This is a genomic window from Youhaiella tibetensis (assembly GCF_008000755.1).
Lineage (GTDB): Bacteria > Pseudomonadota > Alphaproteobacteria > Rhizobiales > Devosiaceae > Paradevosia > Paradevosia tibetensis.
Map to the genome: position 1 here is coordinate 1,946,297 of NZ_CP041690.1, position 16,355 is coordinate 1,962,651.

The window sequence follows — 16,355 nt, forward strand, 5'->3', positions numbered from 1 at the left end:
GCCTGGTCGGGCAGCTCCCCCATCGTCACCTGCAGCCCGTCCTAAAGGTTACAGGTATGGCGGTGTCCGTCGTAGCCGAGATAGGTATCGCTGCGAGGGTCGTAGGATTTGAAGCGCGCCTCGCACCGCTGTACGTGCCCGCTGGCCGGATAGCGCGGCGAGGAGTTAAGGGCGCCGTTGATCATGGCGCCCGCGACAAGGCCGAAGATCCCGGCGATTGCGGCATCGGCGCCATTATAATGCGAATAGTACCACTGGTTGTAGCGCCGATCGTCCCAGCGCGAGCCGTGCCGTCCGAAATCGTAGCAGTCCCGATCGTTGGGGTGCCGCTGGCAATAGGTCTCCACATAGCGATAGCGCTGCGAATAACCCTGCGCGGCGGCGGGCGATACGGTCATGAGTGACATGGAGGCCGTAGCGGCCAGCGTGACGAGGCTTGCGATGACTCTTTTCATCGGTCTCTCCTGGGCAAGCGATTGGTGTGGAAGCGAAACGAGCCAGTGTGCCCAGGGTTGCGTCACAATTGCCGATCCCAGATTTAGGCGCACGCTTGGAATCGTGACCCCCTATGTGGTAAACGACGCGCGTCAGCGACAAACCGACACCTTTCAACCTTCCCGGGGAACGCCAATGAGCGCTGCCACGTCACTTCCGCTCTTTCCGCATTTCTTCTCTGACACGCTGGCCCAGACCGATCCCGAGATCGCACAGGCCATCAATCAGGAGCTCGGTCGTCAGCAGAACGAGATCGAGCTGATCGCGTCCGAGAACATCGTTTCTAAGGCCGTGCTCGAAGCCCAGGGCTCGATCATGACCAACAAATACGCGGAAGGTTATCCGGGTAAGCGCTACTACGGCGGTTGTGAGTTCGTCGACATCGCCGAGAACCTGGCGATCTCGCGCGCCAAGGACCTGTTCGGGGTCGAATTCGTCAACGTGCAGCCCAATTCCGGCTCGCAGGCCAACCAGGGCGTCTACCAGGCGCTGCTGCAGCCGGGCGATACCATCCTGGGCATGTCGCTCGATGGCGGCGGTCACCTGACCCACGGCGCCAAGCCGAACCAGTCCGGCAAGTGGTTCAATGCCATCCAGTACGGCGTGCGCAAGCAGGACGGCCGCGTCGACATGGACGAGATGCGCGCCCTGGCGCTCCAGCACCGTCCCAAGCTGATCGTGGCCGGTTTCTCCGCCTATTCGCGCGTCATGGACTGGGCGGCGTTCCGCGCCGTTGCCGACGAGATCGGCGCCTACCTCATGGTCGACATGGCGCACGTGGCGGGCCTCGTTGCCGGCGGCGTCTATCCGAGCCCGTTCCCTCACGCCCATATCGCCACCACCACCACGCACAAGACGCTGCGCGGTCCCCGTGGCGGCATGATCATGACCAATGACGAGGACATCGCCAAGAAGATCAACTCGGCGATCTTCCCGGGCATCCAGGGCGGCCCGCTGATGCACGTCATCGCAGCCAAGGCCGTGGCCTTCAAGGAAGCGCAGTCGGGCGAGTTCAAGCTCTATGCGCGCCAGGTCGTGGCCAATGCCAAGGTGCTGGCCGAGACGCTGGTTCGCGGCGGCCTCGACATCGTCACCGGCGGCACCGACAACCACCTGATGCTGGTGGACCTGCGCCCCAAGAAGCTCACCGGCAAGGCAGCCGAAAAGGCCCTCGAGCGCGCCCACATCACCTGCAACAAGAACGCGGTGCCGTTCGATCCGGAAAAGCCGGCGATCACCTCGGGTATCCGCGTGGGTACGCCGGCAGCGACCTCGCGCGGTTTCCGCGAGCCGGAATTCCAGCTCGTCGGCGAACTGATGGTCGAAGTGCTCGATGGCCTGGCTACCAATGGCGAGGACAACAACGGCAGCGTCGAGGCCACCGTCCGCGACAAGGTCAAGAAGCTCACCGACGCCTTCCCGATCTACGGGCAGTAAGCCATGCGCTGTCCTTACTGCGGAAACGAAGACACACAGGTCAAGGACAGCCGGCCGACCGAGGATTCGAGCGCAATCCGCCGCCGGCGTATCTGCAGCGCCTGCGGCGGGCGTTTCACCACCTTCGAGCGCGTGCAGCTACGCGACCTCGTTGTGGTCAAGAAATCGGGGCGCAAGGTGCCGTTCGACCGCGAGAAGCTCTCGCGGTCGGTCTATACGGCCCTGCGCAAGCGCGCCGTCGAGCCTGAGCGCATCGAACGCATGATCTCAGGGATCGTACGACAGCTCGAAAGCCTGGGCGAGGGCGAGGTGACGTCCGACCAGATCGGCGAATATGTGATGGACGGGCTCAAGGGCCTGGACGATGTCGCGTTCGTCCGCTTCGCCTCGGTCTACAAGAACTTCTCCGCCGCCGACGACTTCCGCTCGTTCCTGACGGAACTGGGTAACGGCAAGAGCGCCAGGCACGAGGCCGGCGACGACGACTGATTTGCATAGCTGCTGCCGGTCCTACGAATGTTGACCGGCGGGCAGGGGATGGATGATAACCTCCCCAAACGATGGCGGCCCGCGGGCCGCGCTTCCCCTCTCTAAGGACTACGACTCGTGGCGCAACCTTCCAAACGCGGCGAAAACGGCGAACGCCCTGCCAACCAGCGCGGGGCTGCGCGCCTTGCCGCCGTGCAGGCTCTCTATCAGATGGATGTCGGCCGCCAGACCCTGGAAGATACGCTCGATCAGTTCAACGCCCAGCACCTGGGTGGCCGCGAGATCGAGGGCGAGCAATACCTGCCGGCCGACGCGGACTTCTTCCGCCAGATCCTGCGCGGCGTGATCAAGTTCCAGCGCGAGCTCGATCCAGCGATCGACAACGCACTGACCGACGAATGGCCGGTGACGCGCGTCGATGCCACGCTGCGCGCCATCCTGCGTGCCGCCGCCTGGGAATTGCTGCGTCGCCAGGATATCCCGGCCCGAGTGGTGATCAGCGAATACGTCGATATCGCCAAGGCCTTCTACGAGGACGATGCGACGGGGCTGGTGAACGGCGTGCTCGACAAGATCATCCGGGAAAGCGGGCATCCGAACGCTTGAGGTCGGGGGGCTAGACGCCCATCCCAGCGGGGCGTTCAGTTCGCCCAATCCTCGATTATTTCTTCGCCGGGGAAGAGAGATTGAGTTTGAGGCGCTTGGCCGACTAACCAAACATCAGACCTCCGCGATTCTCTTCGTAGAGATCGCGCCCGGAAGCCCCCATGTAGACAAAGAAAAGACGCTCTCCCATGAGGGAGAGCGTCCCGAAATCTCGTAGTGCGCGCTGTTGGGATTTACAGCGACGACAGGATCGACTCGATGAAGGTCTTGTCTTCGCCGAACGACGGGGTGCGGCGCGACTCGATGGTGACGGACTTGCCGTCCTTGGCGCCGTAGAGCGCCTTGTCCTTCACCTTCTTGTTCTTGTCGAAATAGATGGCCAGCACGCGCCGTTCCTTGATGGAGTTGATCCCCATCGCGGTCGTCGCAAGCTTGGTCTCGACGTAGTAGTAAGCCGTTTCGCCACCGAACGTGCTGGTGGTCTGGGGCGAGCCGAGAACGGTGGTCACCAGTTCCATGCTCTGGCCCGGACGGATCTGCACAAGCGCGTCGTCCGAAATCTCGTAGCCTTCGGTCTTGTTGACGATCAGGCCGCCCGCAGTCGAGCAGGCGGCAAGGCTGACACCCAAGACCAGGGCAGCGGCGAGCGGAGCTAGGCGTTTCAACGGCATGAATTTGACTTTCCCGATGGCACTCGACTATAGGCTCGCGACGGGGCTTGATAAGCCCAGACAAGGCCGCCGGAATGTTTAGCCGCCAATGCCCCGCACTGCAAGCTGGCTCTCCGCCGACCGATCAAGACGCCGAGCGTAGCCATGATCCTGTCCCTTTTCAAAAAATCTTCTGATTCTGCGCCAGTTTACGCGGTCTATAACGCCATTGTGGCGCAATCCCGACAGCCGGTTTTCTACGCCGAGTGGGGCGTGCCGGACACCGTGACGGGCCGTTTCGACATGATCAGCCTGCATATGGCGCTCGTCTTCCGCCGTCTGCGATCGGACGATCAGGCCATCAAGGACTTCTCCCAGGCCGTGTTCGATCTCTTCTTCAAGGACATGGATCGCTCCCTGCGCGAGATGGGCGTAGGCGATCTCTCCATCTCCAAGCGCATCCAGAAGATGGGCAACCTCTTCTTCGGCCTCCTGGCCGCCGTGAACGCCGCAATGGACAGCCGGAACATGCAGGCGCTCGATGACGTTCTCTCCCGCAATGTCTATGCGGAGATCGAGAATCCGCCGGTGCGCAAGCTCTCCCAGTACATGGTCGAGCAGTCCGAGTTCCTGGGCGGTCAAACGATCGACGCCATCATGGCCGGCAACCTGAGCATGGAAATCCAGACCTCATGACCAAGCGTCAAGACGAATCCGCACTCGATGCCTCCATCCGCATCGACCACCTGCCGCCCGAAGGGCGCGACCTCAAGCTTTCGGCCAATGCCGAACAGCGCGCCGCGCTCGCCGAGCGGCTGACGATCACGTCCGTCGAAAAGCTCGACGTGACCCTCAACGCCGCTCCTTTCCGTGGCGGTATCCGTGTCCTCGGCCGGCTGATCGCAACCATCGTGCAGCCTTGCGTGGTGACCTTCGCTCCGGTGACCCAGGACATCGATGAACCCATCGACCGGGTATTCCTCCCCGGGCGCGAAAAGCAGCATACGCCAGGCGCCGAAGTCTTCATCGACATAGAAGAGGAAGATGCCCCCGACTATTTCGAGGGTCCTGAGGTCGATCTCACCGAATTGATCGTGGAAACGCTTTCGCTGGCCATCGATCCCTATCCGCGGGCGCCCGGCGCCAGTCTGGCTGATATCCCCCGGGAACCTGCCGACGAGCCGGAATCGCCATTCTCCAGCCTCAAATCTCTTCGAGACAAAGGCGATAAGAGCTAAAGTGCTCCTCATCTGCGGGACTTGCGCCGACTCCCTGATTGGATATCTTGGCGCCACGCCGCCGTAGGCCGCACAAAAGGGCGATATGAACGACAGAATCAGAATCTCCGTGGACGCCATGGGCGGCGACATTGGTCCGCGCGTGGCCATACATGGAGCTGCTCTTGCCCTGAAGGAGCGCAAGAACACCAGCTTCATCTTCCACGGCCGCAAGGAAGAGATCGAGCCGCTGCTCGACGAATTCCCAGCGCTCAAGCCGGTTTCCGAAGTCCGTCACTGCGACAATGTCATTGCGATGGACGAGAAGCCCAGCCAGGCCCTGCGCAAGGGCCGCAACAATTCCTCGATGTGGGCCGCGCTCCAATCGGTCAAGGACGGGGAGGCGGACGTTGCCATCTCCGGCGGCAATACCGGCGCACTGATGGCCATGGCCACCTTCTGCCTGCGTCCGATGGAAGGCATCTCGCGCCCGGCGATCGCCGCCATCTGGCCGACGCTGCGCTCAGACATCGTCGTGCTCGACGTTGGCGCCACCGTAGGCGGTGACGCCAAGCAACTTGTGGATTTCTCGGTCCTAGGCGCCGCGCTGGCGCGCGCCCTGTTCGACCAGGACCTGCCCACCGTCGGGCTGCTCAATGTGGGCAGTGAAGAGGTCAAGGGACTCGAAACCGTCAAGGAAGCCGGGCGCATGCTCGGCCATGCCAGCGGGGCCGGGTTCCTCTACCACGGCTTCGTCGAGGGCGACGACATCGGCAAAGGCACGGTCGACGTGGTCGTGACCGAAGGCTTTACCGGCAATATCGTGCTCAAGACCGCCGAAGGCACGGCGCGCCAGGTGGCGGGGTACCTGCGCAGTGCGCTGACCGCCAATTTCATGTCCAAGGTCGGTGCGTTCTTCGCCCGGCAGGCCCTGACGGCGCTGCGCCGCAAGATGGATCCGCGCACCGTCAACGGCGGCGTGTTCCTGGGTCTTAACGGTATCGTCATTAAGAGCCATGGCGGTACCGATGAAATCGGCTACAAGAGCGCTCTTGGCCTCGCCTACGAAATGGCGCGTAGCCATTTGATCGACAAGATTTCCGAGGGTCTGTCGCGGTTCCCACCCATCGTGGAGAGCCAGCCGGAACTCGAAGCTGAGGGAAAACCTGCGTGAGTGAGTTGCGATCGATAGTCCGTGGCGTTGGCGGTTACCTGCCCGAGCGGGTGATGACCAACGACGAAATGTCCAAGATCGTGGACACCTCGGACGAGTGGATTCAGCAGCGTACCGGTATCAAGCAGCGCCATATCGCGGCGGAAGGCGAACTGACGTCCGACCTGGCAGTTGCAGCGGCCCGCAAGGCGCTCGACGCGGCGGGCCTGGGCATTGAAGGCATCGACCTGGTGATCGTTGCCACTACCACCCCGGACATGACGTTCCCAGCCACCGCCGCCATCGTGCAGCAGAAGCTGGGCATGCACCACGGGGCCGCATTCGACCTCCAGGCGGTGTGCTCGGGCTTCGTCTACGCAGTGGCAACCGCCGATAGCCAGCTCAAGAACGGCCTTGGCAAGCGTGCCCTCGTGATTGGCGCCGAGACGTCCTCGCGCATCCTCGACTGGACGGATCGCACCACCTGCGTGCTCTTTGGCGACGGCGCCGGCGCCATGGTGCTCGAACTGGCCGAAAAGGACGCGGAAGATCGCGGCATCCTGGCCTCGAGCCTGCGCTCTGACGGCCATCACTGGAACAAGCTCTATACCGACGGCGGCCCATCCTCGACGATGAGCATCGGCCACATCCGCATGGAAGGCAAAGAGGTCTTCAAGCACGCGGTGGGCAACATCACCGATGTCGTGCGCGACGTGTTCGAGAAGACGGGCACCACTGTCGATGACCTCGACTGGTTCGTGCCGCACCAGGCCAACAAGCGCATCATCGACGGCGCCGGGGTCAAACTCGGAATACCGCCTGAAAAGGTCGTGCTGACCGTTGATCGTCATGCCAACACGTCTGCGGCGTCCGTGCCGCTGGCGTTGAGTGTGGCCGTCGAAGACGGACGGATCAAGAAGGGCGACCTGGTGATGCTCGAAGCCATGGGTGGCGGGTTCACCTGGGGCGCATCGTTGATCCGCTGGTAAAAGGCGCGTTGACCGCCCATGCCGCTGAGCGCTAGTCTAAAAGTGCCGGGGGCGGAGGGGCTTAACCGGAACCATAGAGGCGGAGCGGGGTGCGAATGGCACAAAAAACTGTGACGCGAGCGGATTTGGCAGAGGCAGTCTACGAAGCTGTCGGCCTTTCCAGGACCGAGTCGGCAGAACTCGTGGAAAGAGTTCTAGGCCTTATCGGTGACGCCCTTGTGAAGGGCGAGCATGTCAAACTTTCGTCGTTCGGCTCGTTTCAGGTTCGTTCCAAGAACGAACGGATCGGGCGGAACCCGAAGACAGGCGAGGAAGTACCCATTCTCCCCCGTCAGGTTCTGGTGTTCAAACCGAGCAACGTGTTGAAATCCAAGATCAACAAATCTATGGTTCGTGCTGGAAAATAAAGCGTTCTTCGTAAGGAGGCCGTGAGGTGGAAAAATCACCGGACGCCTTCCGCACCATTTCGGAAGCCGCAGAGGAGCTCGATCTCCCCCAGCACGTGCTGCGCTTCTGGGAGACGCGCTTCTCGACCATCAAGCCGCTCAAGCGCGGCGGTGGCCGACGGTACTATCGTCCCGAAGATGTGTTGTTGCTCAAGGGCATACGGCATCTGCTGTATGATCAGGGCTTCACCATCAAGGGTGTGCAGCGCATCCTCAAGGATCAGGGCAGCCGCTATGTCATCGCGATCGCCGATGGCACTCCGCTGGAAAATCTGGTTCCGCTTCCCGCCGACTCGGATGACGACTCGGAGGAGTACGAGGCGCTGCCGAGCCCCGGCCAGGAACACATTCCGGCCGTAATCCCCGAGCCGAGAGCGCGTGCGCTGGACAGCGCCGATCGCGAAAAGCTCGAGGGGGTGCTCAGGGAACTGCTCGACTGCAAGCGACTCCTAGAGCGCGCGCGAGAGACCTGAAGCGGTCAGGGTGCAATGAACAAAAAAAGGTCCTCCGGCATATCCTGCCGGAGGACCTTGTTCTTTGGGGCGGAAGAGGTGGTGGCTATTCAGCCACCACGGGCACGGCATCGGGCTCGGCTTCGGCCTTCTTGCCCTGGATCGGCAGACGAACGTCCTTGAGCAGCAGGGCGAGAACGAAGCCGGCGGCGAAGAGCCCCGAGCCGAAATAGAGCACGTGCGAGAACGCCCACGCGAACGCCTCGACCATCCGGGCGCCGAGCTCGGGCGGCAATTCCTGTACTGCCTTGGGCGTCAGGTCCGGCAGGGGCACGGGAAGCTGGGCCGCGATGTCGGCGGGCAGGGCCTCCTGGGCACGCTGCAGGGCGCCATGGAGGAGCCCGCCATTGGCGGCCAGCCCGAGGGAAGCGCCGATCATGCGCGACAGCGTCAGCGCGCCGGTCGCGGCGCCGACATCGGCCCTGGGCGCGGACGACTGCACCGCCACCATCAGCGTCTGCATCTGCAGGCCCATGCAGATCGAGAAAAAGAACATCAGGATGCCGATGGCCCAGAATGGCGTGGTCGCGCTGATGTGGGTAAAGCCGTAGAGCACGAAGGCCCCCAGGGCCATGCCGATGACCGGGAAGATCTTGTAACGCCCGGTCCGTGCCGTGATGTTACCCGAGACGATTGCGGCCAGCAGGGAGCCGATGGAGGCAGGAAGAAACAGGAGGCCGGCCATCGCGGGCGGTAGCCCGGTGATCATCTGCATGGCCAGCGCGAAGTAGTTGAGCATCCCCAGCGTCGCGACGCCCATCAGGATCGACATGGCGAGCGTGAGCGAAATCTGCCGGTTGCGCAGCAGCCCCAGGGGCAGGATGGGTTCGACCGCGCGCCGCTCGACCAGCACGAACGCGGTAAGGGCCACCACGACAACGGCAGGCAGGACGTAGATCAGCGGGCCCGAATAGCTTCCGCCAAGCGCCTCCTCGGCCCAGAACACCAGCCCCGTGACCGACGCCGCCAGCAGCAGGCCGCCAAGATAGTCGATCGAATGGCTGCGCTTCGGGCTGAACGAGGGCATGGCGAAGGCGATCACGCCGATGACGATGACGCCGAGCGGCAGGTTGATGAGGAAGATGTATTCCCATCCGAAGGTCTGGGCGATAAACCCGCCGGCGACCGGGCCGATGAGGCCGGAGAGGGTGAAGACCGCCGAGCTATAGCCCTGGTACTTGGCGCGCTCGCGCGGTTCGAAAAGGTCGGCGATGATGGCGAAGGCAGAGGTCATGAGGCCACCTCCGCCCAAGCCCTGCAAGACGCGCGCCGCAATGAGGCTCTGCATCGACCACGCCATGCCGCAGGCGAGCGAACCGATGGTGAAAAGCCCAATGGCAACCATGAAGACGCGCTTGCGCCCGAAAAGGTCGCCGAGCTTGCCGTAGAATGGAGTGACGGCAGCCGTTGCCAGGAGATACCCGGCACCGACCCAGCCGAAGAGCTCGAGATCGCCGAGCGATTCCGCAATGGTCGGCAAAGCCGTTGCGATGATCTGCATGTCCAGCGAGGCCATGAACATGCCCGCCAGAACCGCGATGTAGATGACGATCTTGCGTTGCTGCGATAGCGGCGGCGCGGAGGCGGCTTGATATGTCATGGGCGAAAATCCTTCAAAAGCCGGCGACTTATCTGCCTTAGTCAATTATATGTCAAGGGCACATAAATGATAGATGCATGCGATTGCTGCGCGCATGCGTTTGTGCTATAGGCGGGCTCCATGAGCGACAAGACCACCAGCCCCTCCGACCAGATCGGTTGCCATTTCCAGGCCGAAGATGCCCAACTCGAAGTCTTCGAACGCGAGGGCCTGAGCCGCCAGGCCGCCCAGGCCATTGCCGAGATCGACGTTACGATGCAGCGCATCCGTCGCGGCATCAGCAAGCGCGAATTCGCCACCGCTCTCGTCGCCTCGCTGGGAGCCGGCGCCGAACTGCAGCACCTGGATGCCATGGGCGCCATTGCCAACTGGGGGCACCAGTCCGCCGAAACCGAGGTCACCGTAGGCCTTGTAGCCGAACGCCTCAATATCGATCCGTCGCGGGCCAGCCGGCTGGTTGCCGAGATCGTCGACAAGGGTTTCGCGCGTCGCGTCGCGTCCCAGGGTGATGCGCGGCGCATTTGCCTCGAGTTGACCGAGGCCGGTCATGAGTTCACCCGCACGTTCCGTGAGCGCAAGTGGCGCATGCTGGCACGCTCCATGAGCACCTGGAATGAGGACGAAATCGTCACGTTCGCACGCCTGCTGGAGCGCTTCAGCCATTGGGGCAGGGACGGGCTCTCGGTCGTCGCCGAGTTCGAGGACGCCGACCAGGAAATGGCCGAAGTCAAATAGCCGAACCGCGTGCGACGATTTGTGCGGGCGGTGCTCGCTTAATGGATCGTTTACATTTGCGGAACGGAGCGTAAATAGACGCGACCCGTGACAAGCGGGATTTCTTGCAGTACCGCGCCTCACGGTCCTCGTAACGGTTCGAGGCGCCTTTTCCGTTTCCGGAGCACTTCCTCAATGTCTTCCATAGCCGCTTCGCCGGCTGCCGTTCCGGCCAATTCGCGCACTCGCGTGCTGCTGGCCAGCCTCATCGGCACCACTATCGAGTTTTACGACTTCTACGTCTATGCGACTGCGGCCGTCCTCGTATTTCCCCATCTCTTCTTCCCCGCCGGCAACGAAACCACCGCGCTGCTGTCCTCGTTCGCCGTCTTCGGCGCGGCCATGGTGGCCCGTCCGCTCGGCGCCATCTTCTTCGGACACCTGGGCGATCGGCGCGGCCGCAAGGTGACATTGGTGGGCGCGTTGCTCACCATGGGTATCGCGACCTTCCTCATCGGCGCACTGCCCACCTATGCCATGGTCGGCTGGTTCGCTCCGGCCCTGCTGGTGATCCTGCGCCTCGCGCAAGGCTTCGCGCTGGGCGGGGAGTGGAGCGGCGCCGCGCTGGTGGCAACCGAGAACGCTCCCAAGGGCAAGCGCGCCGTTTTCGGCACCTTCCCGCAACTGGGGGCGCCGATCGGCTTCATCATCGCCAACGGCCTGTTCCTCATCATCGCGGCAGTGCTGCCGTCCGACGATCCGTCGCGCCCGTCGCTGGCGTTCCTCGATTGGGGCTGGCGCATCCCCTTCCTGTTCTCGATCGTGATGGTGGCCGTGGGCCTCTGGGTGCGGCTGAGCCTGGTCGAGAGCGCCGCGTTCGAAAAAACTGTCAGGACAGGCCAGGTGCAGCGCCTGCCGCTCGCCGCCGTGTTCAAGGCGCACTGGAAGGAGCTCATCCTGGGCACCTTCTACATGCTGGCCACCTACGTGCTCTTCTACCTGATGACGACTTTCTCGCTCAGCTACGGGCGCGCCGCGACCGATGCCGCCGTGCCGGGCCTGGGCTTTGGCTACAACACCTTCGTGCTCATGATGATCGTGGGCGTGGTGTTCTTCGGGGTGTTCACGCTGGTTTCCGGCCCCTGGGCCGACCGCTGGGGCCGCCGGCGCACGCTGATCTGGGTCACCATCGCCATCGCGCTCTTCGGCCTGGTGTGGGTGCCCATGCTTGCCGGCGGCACGTTCGGCGTGATGGCCTGGCTGATCCTCGGATTTTCGCTGATGGGCATGACCTTCGGGCCGATGGGCGCGCTGCTCCCCGAACTCTTTCCAGCCAACGTCCGCTATACCGGCTCGGGCATTTCCTACAACGTCTCCTCGATCCTTGGCGCGGCCGTGGCCCCGTTCATCGCCGTCGCGCTCTGGAGCTACGGCGCGGGGAGCCCGTTCTGGGTAGGCATCTACCTCACCTCCATGTCGGTGCTGACGCTGATCGCGTTGCTGCTCGGCAAGGAGACCAAGGACGTCGATATCGACGCCTGATGGACGATAAAGCGCCCGTTCCGGATGGAGCGGGCGCTTTGAATTTGTCGGCAGCCTACTCCGCCGGCGCGTGGGCGCCGAACCCGGGGGCAGGGGTGGCGGCAACCGCCGCGCGATGCTCCACCTGCCAGACGCGGTGCAGATAATAGGCCTGCACGAGCAGCAGCCCGAGTTCGCAAACCCAGAGCACCCCGACCAGCCCCGGCACGCCGTTCATGATGGCGTTGAGCATGGCGATCGAGAACAGCGTGCGCACCGCAACGTCGGTAAGCCCGTTCGCCCAGCTCGGATTGATGAGCCGCAACACCGCCCAGATGGAAATCAACGACCCGAGGAAGTTGATGAACATCATCGCGAGCGGTGACAGCTCACCTACCGCGCCGCCAAGGCCGATAGCCCCATTCACCGTATCGAGAACGCTCAGATAGACACCCGCGACGCCCGGAAGCGCCAAGGGCAGGCAGGTAACCAGATCATAGATCGCGCTGGTCCTGACGGCCCGCGCGAGTTTGACGTTGAGTGTCGCCATGACATCCCCCAGTACTGACCCGGTGGGAATGCTTACATATTTACGAAATGTTTACCATAAGCCGCCGGCAAGATGCTTAACCGCGACGGGAGCGCGGGGCGGCATGGGCTATTTCGCCAGCCAATGATGGCAATGGTGCTCGTAGACCATCTGCTCGGGCGCGGGGAAGGCAGGATCGGCGAAACTCCCCACCGCCACCGCCACAAACCCCGCCTTGCGCGCGGGATACCAATAGACGGTGCTGCCGCAATGCGGGCAGAAGTGGTGAGTGACCGCAAAGCCGCTATCCCCGATCCGCTCATAGATGCTCGACGCGCCGGCGGGTGAGGTGTTCTCGATCCGGTAGAAGGCGGCGATCCCGAAGACAGACCCCGTGCGCCGCTGGCACTCCAGGCAATGACAGGCCGAGACCTTCTCGGGATCGCCCTTGCAGGCGACCACGAGCTGGCCGCAGGCGCATTGCGCCGTTCGAGTAGCTTTCGCACCCAATGGGTCATCGTTCATCGACGGGGATCCAGACTGCACGAGGGCTGCCAGCCTTCCACATCTGAGCGGAAAGACAAAGTCGGTGACGAATGGCGGGAGATGTTTCTCTGCCGGGGCTCGGCGGCTAATGCCTGCCAAAGCCCCGGGAGAAGAGATGGTCGGAGTGGCCGGATTTGAACCGACGACCCTTTGTCCCCCAGACAGAAACACCAATATTGGCTATCCCTTTCGCTTTGCGGCTTTCCGCGGATCGGCCGCCCCCTTCGTGGGATTTTTCGTGGGACTTGCTGCGTTGAGCGCTGCACGCACGTCTTCCGCCAGGGCATGAGCATACTTCTCCGTGGTGGTGATGCGCTCGTGGCCGAGCAAGTTCTGCACCACCTTCATGTTCGACTTTCTCAGTACCCGCGTGGCAGCGGTATGCCTCGTGTCGTGGAACCGAAGGTTTTCGACGCCAGCCTTTCTGATCGCGCGCCTGCTCGCCTCTCTCAGCCCCGCTTCGGTAATGGGGTAGCGCTTTCCCCGGACCAACTTCTTCCGGCTGTCCGTGCGGCGCGCCACGTAGGTGAAGACAGCCGTTTCGTGCCGTCCTCGCTCTTCCCACAAGAGTTGGAAGGTCTCATCGCTCATCGGGATGACCCGGGACTTCCTGCCCTTGCCGATCACGGTGAACTGGCGGCCAAAAAAGTCGACCCGTGGCCACTCCAGGCCAACTACCTCCATGCGCCGGCAGCCGTTGAGGAACGCGAAGCGCATGGCGACATCGTAGCCGGCAGAGAGTTGTCCCAGAACGGCAGCCTCCTCGCCTATGCTGGCTTCGCGAATGCGCTCTTTGGGCTCCGTGAGAAAGTGTTCGTTCCAAAGGATCGGAACCACCGGCACCTTCCATACCCTCGCCGCGCGCGTCATGACCTTGCGCAATGGTTCGGTCATGGTGCGGTTGACGGTTGCGGGGCCAACTAGCTTTTTGGGCGTGTTCTTGTTGCCGACGCGGCGGTGCTCTGCGCGGCGCTTGGCAACCAGCCTGGCAACGAGATCGTCCGTTACAGCGGATATGGGTGTCGCCTTGCCTATGGCGGCCTCCAGCCACTCCATTGACGCCAGCGTGGTCAGGGCATTCTTGTGGTGCTGGCCCACTTCCACCATGTACCTCGCCGCAGCTTCACCGAAGCCGATGTCCCTGCCGGCGAAGGGGCGCGACTTTGCTGAGGCCTTGGCCTCAGATCGAACTACCTCTTGGTGTTCGAGCGCCTTGCGTTTTGAAGTTGCGCCCGTATCGCCGCTAAATCGGTGACCATTGAGCTGGAAGTCGTACGAATACGTTTTGGAGCCGGGGCGCTTATAGACCGACATTCAACCTGTCTCCGAGAAGCTTTAAAGGCCTCGATGTCGTCTGGCTCATAGCGGCGGCTCATTCGAGACGCACCACGACCCACGTTGATGAACGGGATCGTGCCGTCTGCCGTCAAGTCCCTAAGTTGCCGGTTGGATATTCCGAGCGCGTCGGCGGCCTCGGCCGGTGTAAGGAGGCCGCTCACACTCCGTCCCTCGCTGGTTTGAGGGCGGCGCAGTTGGCGTCCGTTCCCGATGATCGTGAAATCTCCCAATTGACGGAATCGGGCGCGGCCGAGACCTTCCGGCGATGACCCGTGACGAAGCCAACGACCGAATGATCCTCTCGCGCCGCGTGCTCGCCGGCTGGGAGCGGGCGCTCCCGGTCGGAAGCCCCGAGGATCTGCTGCGACTGATTGGTGAAGAGATCGCCGCGCTCGAGCGCATCCTGGTCGCTCATCCGCAGAAGGCCGCCGCGGTGTCCGGCGTAATCGAGCGCTACCGAACCTTGGGCGATCGTGTGAAGGCAAAGGCCAACTAATCCCGGAACCCTGCCGAGGCGAGCCCATTGCCCTTCTGGAAGGAGAAAGTGATGGGAAGCGACAAACTCGCGACGGGTATCGCAATCGGCATCGCTATCGGTGCCGGCATTGGCTCTGCCATGGACAATATTGCCATGGGCATCGGGATCGGCGTTGCCATTGGCGCCGCGCTGGGCGGCGCTTGGCAGCACTGGGAAGGTCGGGGGAAGGGTGATTGACACTTGGACTAGCCGTTCGACTTGGGCAGATAGATACGCGCCGGTGCCGGCCCAGACACATCGATCGTATAGCCACCCCCGCGCCCGGTGCCGCGGCCAACCTTAACCCGGATGCCCGGGAACGGCTTACCGTCGGGCCCAATGCCGCCAATCTGATCCAGCACCTCGTGCGCCATACGCTCACGGATTTCGTCTTCCGTCACTGTGGCGCGGAAGCTGATGGTTTCGGGCGTAATGAGCTTCGTCATGGGGTCGGCTCCTTGTGCCGCATGGGCCGGGTAGGAATCTTGCGTCCTTGCGGCCACGTGTTTTGCGATGTCGGGATGCGCTGTCGCTCCTCGCGGGGCTTGCGCGGCTTAACGGGGCGGGCGCTGGCGGGCGTGTCGATAGTGATCGGCATCACCAGCACGCCACGGCGGATGCGGTTCTCTAGCGTGCGCTCCAGGCCGCGCAGCATCGTCTCGAGGACGATGGTGTAGCTGACCTTGCCGCTCCAGCCCTCGTCGAGGAAGCGATGGCAATTGGCGCAGGCGTCGGCGCCGTCGAAGTCGTGGGCCTTCTGGGCCATGCCCTTGCCGTGCCGGAAATGGGCGAACACCGTGGTTTCGTGGCCCAGGCCGGAGGGGTCGAGGCAGATGCCGACAAAACGAAGCTGGCAGGGTTGGCCCTTGGCGGCCGAGAGGTACTTGTTGGAGCGGATGGGCTCGAGGCGCTGGCGTAAGGTCATGCTGCGCGCTCCTCAAGGAAGGCGAGCACGTCATATCCAACGGCGTCGCAGAGTTTCTCGGTCGCTCGGTCGAAGAAGCGACGAAATTCGACCTGGTCCATAGCTTCAAAGCCGATGCTATCGACCACTATGGCGACCTCGCCGGTTTCCATGTCGACCACCTGCCGGCGAAAGCCGCAGATGAGCTTCAACTCATCGTGCAGGTGCTCGGCCGAGGGCCACCGGCCGGTAGCGTCTACGACCCGGTGCAGCACCATCCAGTAGGTGCGCAGCAGGGGGAGGGTGCGCTTGTTGCGCCGCACCAGGTCGTACTCTGTGCCGGGCGGATCGCCGTCCAGCAGTTCGAGGTCGAAGGGCGTCAGAGCCGAAACGCGGCCGCGCGCATCCTTCACCGCAATGGGGGCCGGAGCCTTATCTCGTTTCGCGGTCATGATCGATCACCCTGCCAGCAACGGGAAGGTGTGGCTCATTGCCCGCTCGCGGCCTTCTTGGGCGAGGCGCTCGATACGAGCGGCATAAGGGTCCGGCAGCACGAGATACTGTTCGCCATGGGCGTATGTGTCGTGCCAGCGGTCGTAGTCATCGGCCGAGCGGATAGCGCTCAGCGCCTGCTCTGCGGCCTTCACGTGGTCCTCAAACGGGTTCATCGAATTACTCGGCGGTTGGCTCTT

The 16,355-nt window shown here is 63.0% G+C and carries 23 protein-coding genes and 1 pseudogene; 13 read left to right on the forward strand and 11 right to left on the reverse strand.

Annotated elements, in window-relative coordinates:
• Positions 1-41: 41 nt before the first annotated feature.
• The gene (locus FNA67_RS21885; RefSeq protein ID WP_244616574.1) at positions 42-455 is read right to left on the reverse strand and encodes a BA14K family protein; all 414 of its coding nucleotides are present in this window, start codon (positions 453-455) and stop codon (positions 42-44) included.
• A gap of 175 nt (positions 456-630) precedes the next feature.
• On the opposite strand from FNA67_RS21885, the gene glyA reads away from it, so the two are divergent.
• The 3 genes from glyA (at position 631) to nusB (ending at position 3,027) form a co-directional block, all read left to right on the forward strand.
• A complete protein-coding gene (glyA, locus tag FNA67_RS09360) occupies positions 631-1,932 on the forward strand; it encodes a serine hydroxymethyltransferase (protein ID WP_049704930.1) in 1,302 nt (433 codons plus the stop codon).
• 3 nt (positions 1,933-1,935) lie between these two features.
• On the forward strand, positions 1,936-2,421 hold the full coding sequence (gene nrdR / locus FNA67_RS09365; RefSeq protein ID WP_049704931.1) for a transcriptional regulator NrdR: 486 nt from the start codon (positions 1,936-1,938) through the stop codon (positions 2,419-2,421).
• A 117-nt stretch (positions 2,422-2,538) separates the two neighbouring features.
• Positions 2,539-3,027, forward strand: coding sequence for a transcription antitermination factor NusB (nusB, locus tag FNA67_RS09370; RefSeq protein ID WP_049704932.1), 489 nt, complete (start codon positions 2,539-2,541; stop codon positions 3,025-3,027).
• A gap of 233 nt (positions 3,028-3,260) precedes the next feature.
• On the opposite strand, the gene FNA67_RS09375 is transcribed toward nusB, so the two are convergent.
• Positions 3,261-3,698 carry an outer membrane protein assembly factor BamE gene (locus tag FNA67_RS09375; protein WP_049704933.1) on the reverse strand — a complete coding sequence of 146 codons (438 nt, stop codon included), beginning with the start codon at positions 3,696-3,698 and terminating at the stop codon, positions 3,261-3,263.
• 210 nt (positions 3,699-3,908) lie between these two features.
• Between FNA67_RS09375 and FNA67_RS09380 the strand changes: the two genes are divergently transcribed.
• The 6 genes from FNA67_RS09380 (at position 3,909) to FNA67_RS09405 (ending at position 7,955) form a co-directional block, all read left to right on the forward strand.
• On the forward strand, positions 3,909-4,373 hold the full coding sequence (locus FNA67_RS09380) for a ubiquinol-cytochrome C chaperone family protein (RefSeq protein WP_170267266.1): 465 nt from the start codon (positions 3,909-3,911) through the stop codon (positions 4,371-4,373).
• A complete protein-coding gene (locus tag FNA67_RS09385; protein ID WP_147655850.1) occupies positions 4,370-4,915 on the forward strand; it encodes a YceD family protein in 546 nt (181 codons plus the stop codon). The genes FNA67_RS09380 and FNA67_RS09385 overlap by 4 nt, the downstream gene beginning before the upstream one ends.
• An 85-nt stretch (positions 4,916-5,000) precedes the next feature.
• Positions 5,001-6,068: a phosphate acyltransferase PlsX gene (gene plsX, locus FNA67_RS09390; RefSeq protein WP_049704936.1), complete on the forward strand. Its 1,068-nt coding sequence runs from the start codon at positions 5,001-5,003 to the stop codon at positions 6,066-6,068.
• Positions 6,065-7,036, forward strand: a complete 972-nt coding sequence (locus FNA67_RS09395) for a beta-ketoacyl-ACP synthase III (protein ID WP_147655851.1) — start codon at positions 6,065-6,067, stop codon at positions 7,034-7,036. The genes plsX and FNA67_RS09395 overlap by 4 nt, the downstream gene beginning before the upstream one ends.
• 95 nt (positions 7,037-7,131) lie before the next feature.
• On the forward strand, positions 7,132-7,443 hold the full coding sequence (locus FNA67_RS09400; RefSeq protein ID WP_049704938.1) for an integration host factor subunit alpha: 312 nt from the start codon (positions 7,132-7,134) through the stop codon (positions 7,441-7,443).
• Positions 7,444-7,469: 26 nt separating this feature from the next.
• On the forward strand, positions 7,470-7,955 hold the full coding sequence (locus FNA67_RS09405; protein ID WP_049704939.1) for a MerR family transcriptional regulator: 486 nt from the start codon (positions 7,470-7,472) through the stop codon (positions 7,953-7,955).
• Between the two features lie 85 nt (positions 7,956-8,040).
• On the opposite strand, the gene FNA67_RS09410 is transcribed toward FNA67_RS09405, so the two are convergent.
• Complete coding sequence (locus FNA67_RS09410) at positions 8,041-9,594, reverse strand: MDR family MFS transporter (protein ID WP_147655852.1); 1,554 nt, start codon at positions 9,592-9,594, stop codon at positions 8,041-8,043.
• 120 nt (positions 9,595-9,714) lie between these two features.
• Between FNA67_RS09410 and FNA67_RS09415 the strand changes: the two genes are divergently transcribed.
• A complete protein-coding gene (locus FNA67_RS09415) occupies positions 9,715-10,329 on the forward strand; it encodes a MarR family winged helix-turn-helix transcriptional regulator (RefSeq protein WP_147655853.1) in 615 nt (204 codons plus the stop codon).
• A 174-nt stretch (positions 10,330-10,503) separates the two neighbouring features.
• A complete protein-coding gene (locus FNA67_RS09420; RefSeq protein WP_147655854.1) occupies positions 10,504-11,850 on the forward strand; it encodes an MFS transporter in 1,347 nt (448 codons plus the stop codon).
• A 55-nt stretch (positions 11,851-11,905) separates the two neighbouring features.
• Here FNA67_RS09420 and FNA67_RS09425 read toward each other — a convergent pair whose 3' ends face one another.
• The 4 genes and pseudogenes from FNA67_RS09425 to FNA67_RS22480 form a co-directional block, all read right to left on the reverse strand.
• Complete coding sequence (locus tag FNA67_RS09425) at positions 11,906-12,379, reverse strand: hypothetical protein (RefSeq protein ID WP_049704942.1); 474 nt, start codon at positions 12,377-12,379, stop codon at positions 11,906-11,908.
• 108 nt (positions 12,380-12,487) lie between these two features.
• A complete protein-coding gene (locus FNA67_RS09430; RefSeq protein WP_147655855.1) occupies positions 12,488-12,883 on the reverse strand; it encodes a GFA family protein in 396 nt (131 codons plus the stop codon).
• Positions 12,884-13,084: 201 nt separating this feature from the next.
• On the reverse strand, positions 13,085-14,218 hold the full coding sequence (locus tag FNA67_RS09435; RefSeq protein WP_147655856.1) for a tyrosine-type recombinase/integrase: 1,134 nt from the start codon (positions 14,216-14,218) through the stop codon (positions 13,085-13,087).
• Positions 14,219-14,238: 20 nt separating this feature from the next.
• Positions 14,239-14,403, reverse strand: a pseudogene (locus FNA67_RS22480) (helix-turn-helix domain-containing protein); the annotation flags it as partial.
• 104 nt (positions 14,404-14,507) lie between these two features.
• Between FNA67_RS22480 and FNA67_RS21890 the strand changes: the two are divergent.
• Together FNA67_RS21890 and FNA67_RS21895 are read left to right on the forward strand one after the other, a co-directional pair.
• Positions 14,508-14,738 carry a hypothetical protein gene (locus FNA67_RS21890; protein ID WP_170267267.1) on the forward strand — a complete coding sequence of 77 codons (231 nt, stop codon included), beginning with the start codon at positions 14,508-14,510 and terminating at the stop codon, positions 14,736-14,738.
• A gap of 51 nt (positions 14,739-14,789) precedes the next feature.
• Positions 14,790-14,957: a hypothetical protein gene (locus FNA67_RS21895; RefSeq protein ID WP_170267268.1), complete on the forward strand. Its 168-nt coding sequence runs from the start codon at positions 14,790-14,792 to the stop codon at positions 14,955-14,957.
• Between the two features lie 8 nt (positions 14,958-14,965).
• Here FNA67_RS21895 and FNA67_RS09445 read toward each other — a convergent pair whose 3' ends face one another.
• The 4 genes from FNA67_RS09445 to FNA67_RS09460 are packed head-to-tail and all read right to left on the reverse strand — an operon-like array spanning position 14,966 to position 16,331.
• Positions 14,966-15,205, reverse strand: coding sequence for a hypothetical protein (locus FNA67_RS09445; RefSeq protein WP_147655858.1), 240 nt, complete (start codon positions 15,203-15,205; stop codon positions 14,966-14,968).
• Complete coding sequence (locus tag FNA67_RS09450; protein WP_147655859.1) at positions 15,202-15,684, reverse strand: nuclease domain-containing protein; 483 nt, start codon at positions 15,682-15,684, stop codon at positions 15,202-15,204. The genes FNA67_RS09445 and FNA67_RS09450 overlap by 4 nt, the downstream gene beginning before the upstream one ends.
• A complete protein-coding gene (locus FNA67_RS09455) occupies positions 15,681-16,115 on the reverse strand; it encodes a hypothetical protein (RefSeq protein ID WP_147655860.1) in 435 nt (144 codons plus the stop codon). Before FNA67_RS09455 ends, FNA67_RS09450 begins: the two co-directional genes overlap by 4 nt.
• 6 nt (positions 16,116-16,121) lie before the next feature.
• Entirely contained in the window at positions 16,122-16,331 is a 210-nt protein-coding gene (locus FNA67_RS09460) for a hypothetical protein (protein ID WP_147655861.1), read from the reverse strand.
• Positions 16,332-16,355: the final 24 nt, after the last annotated feature.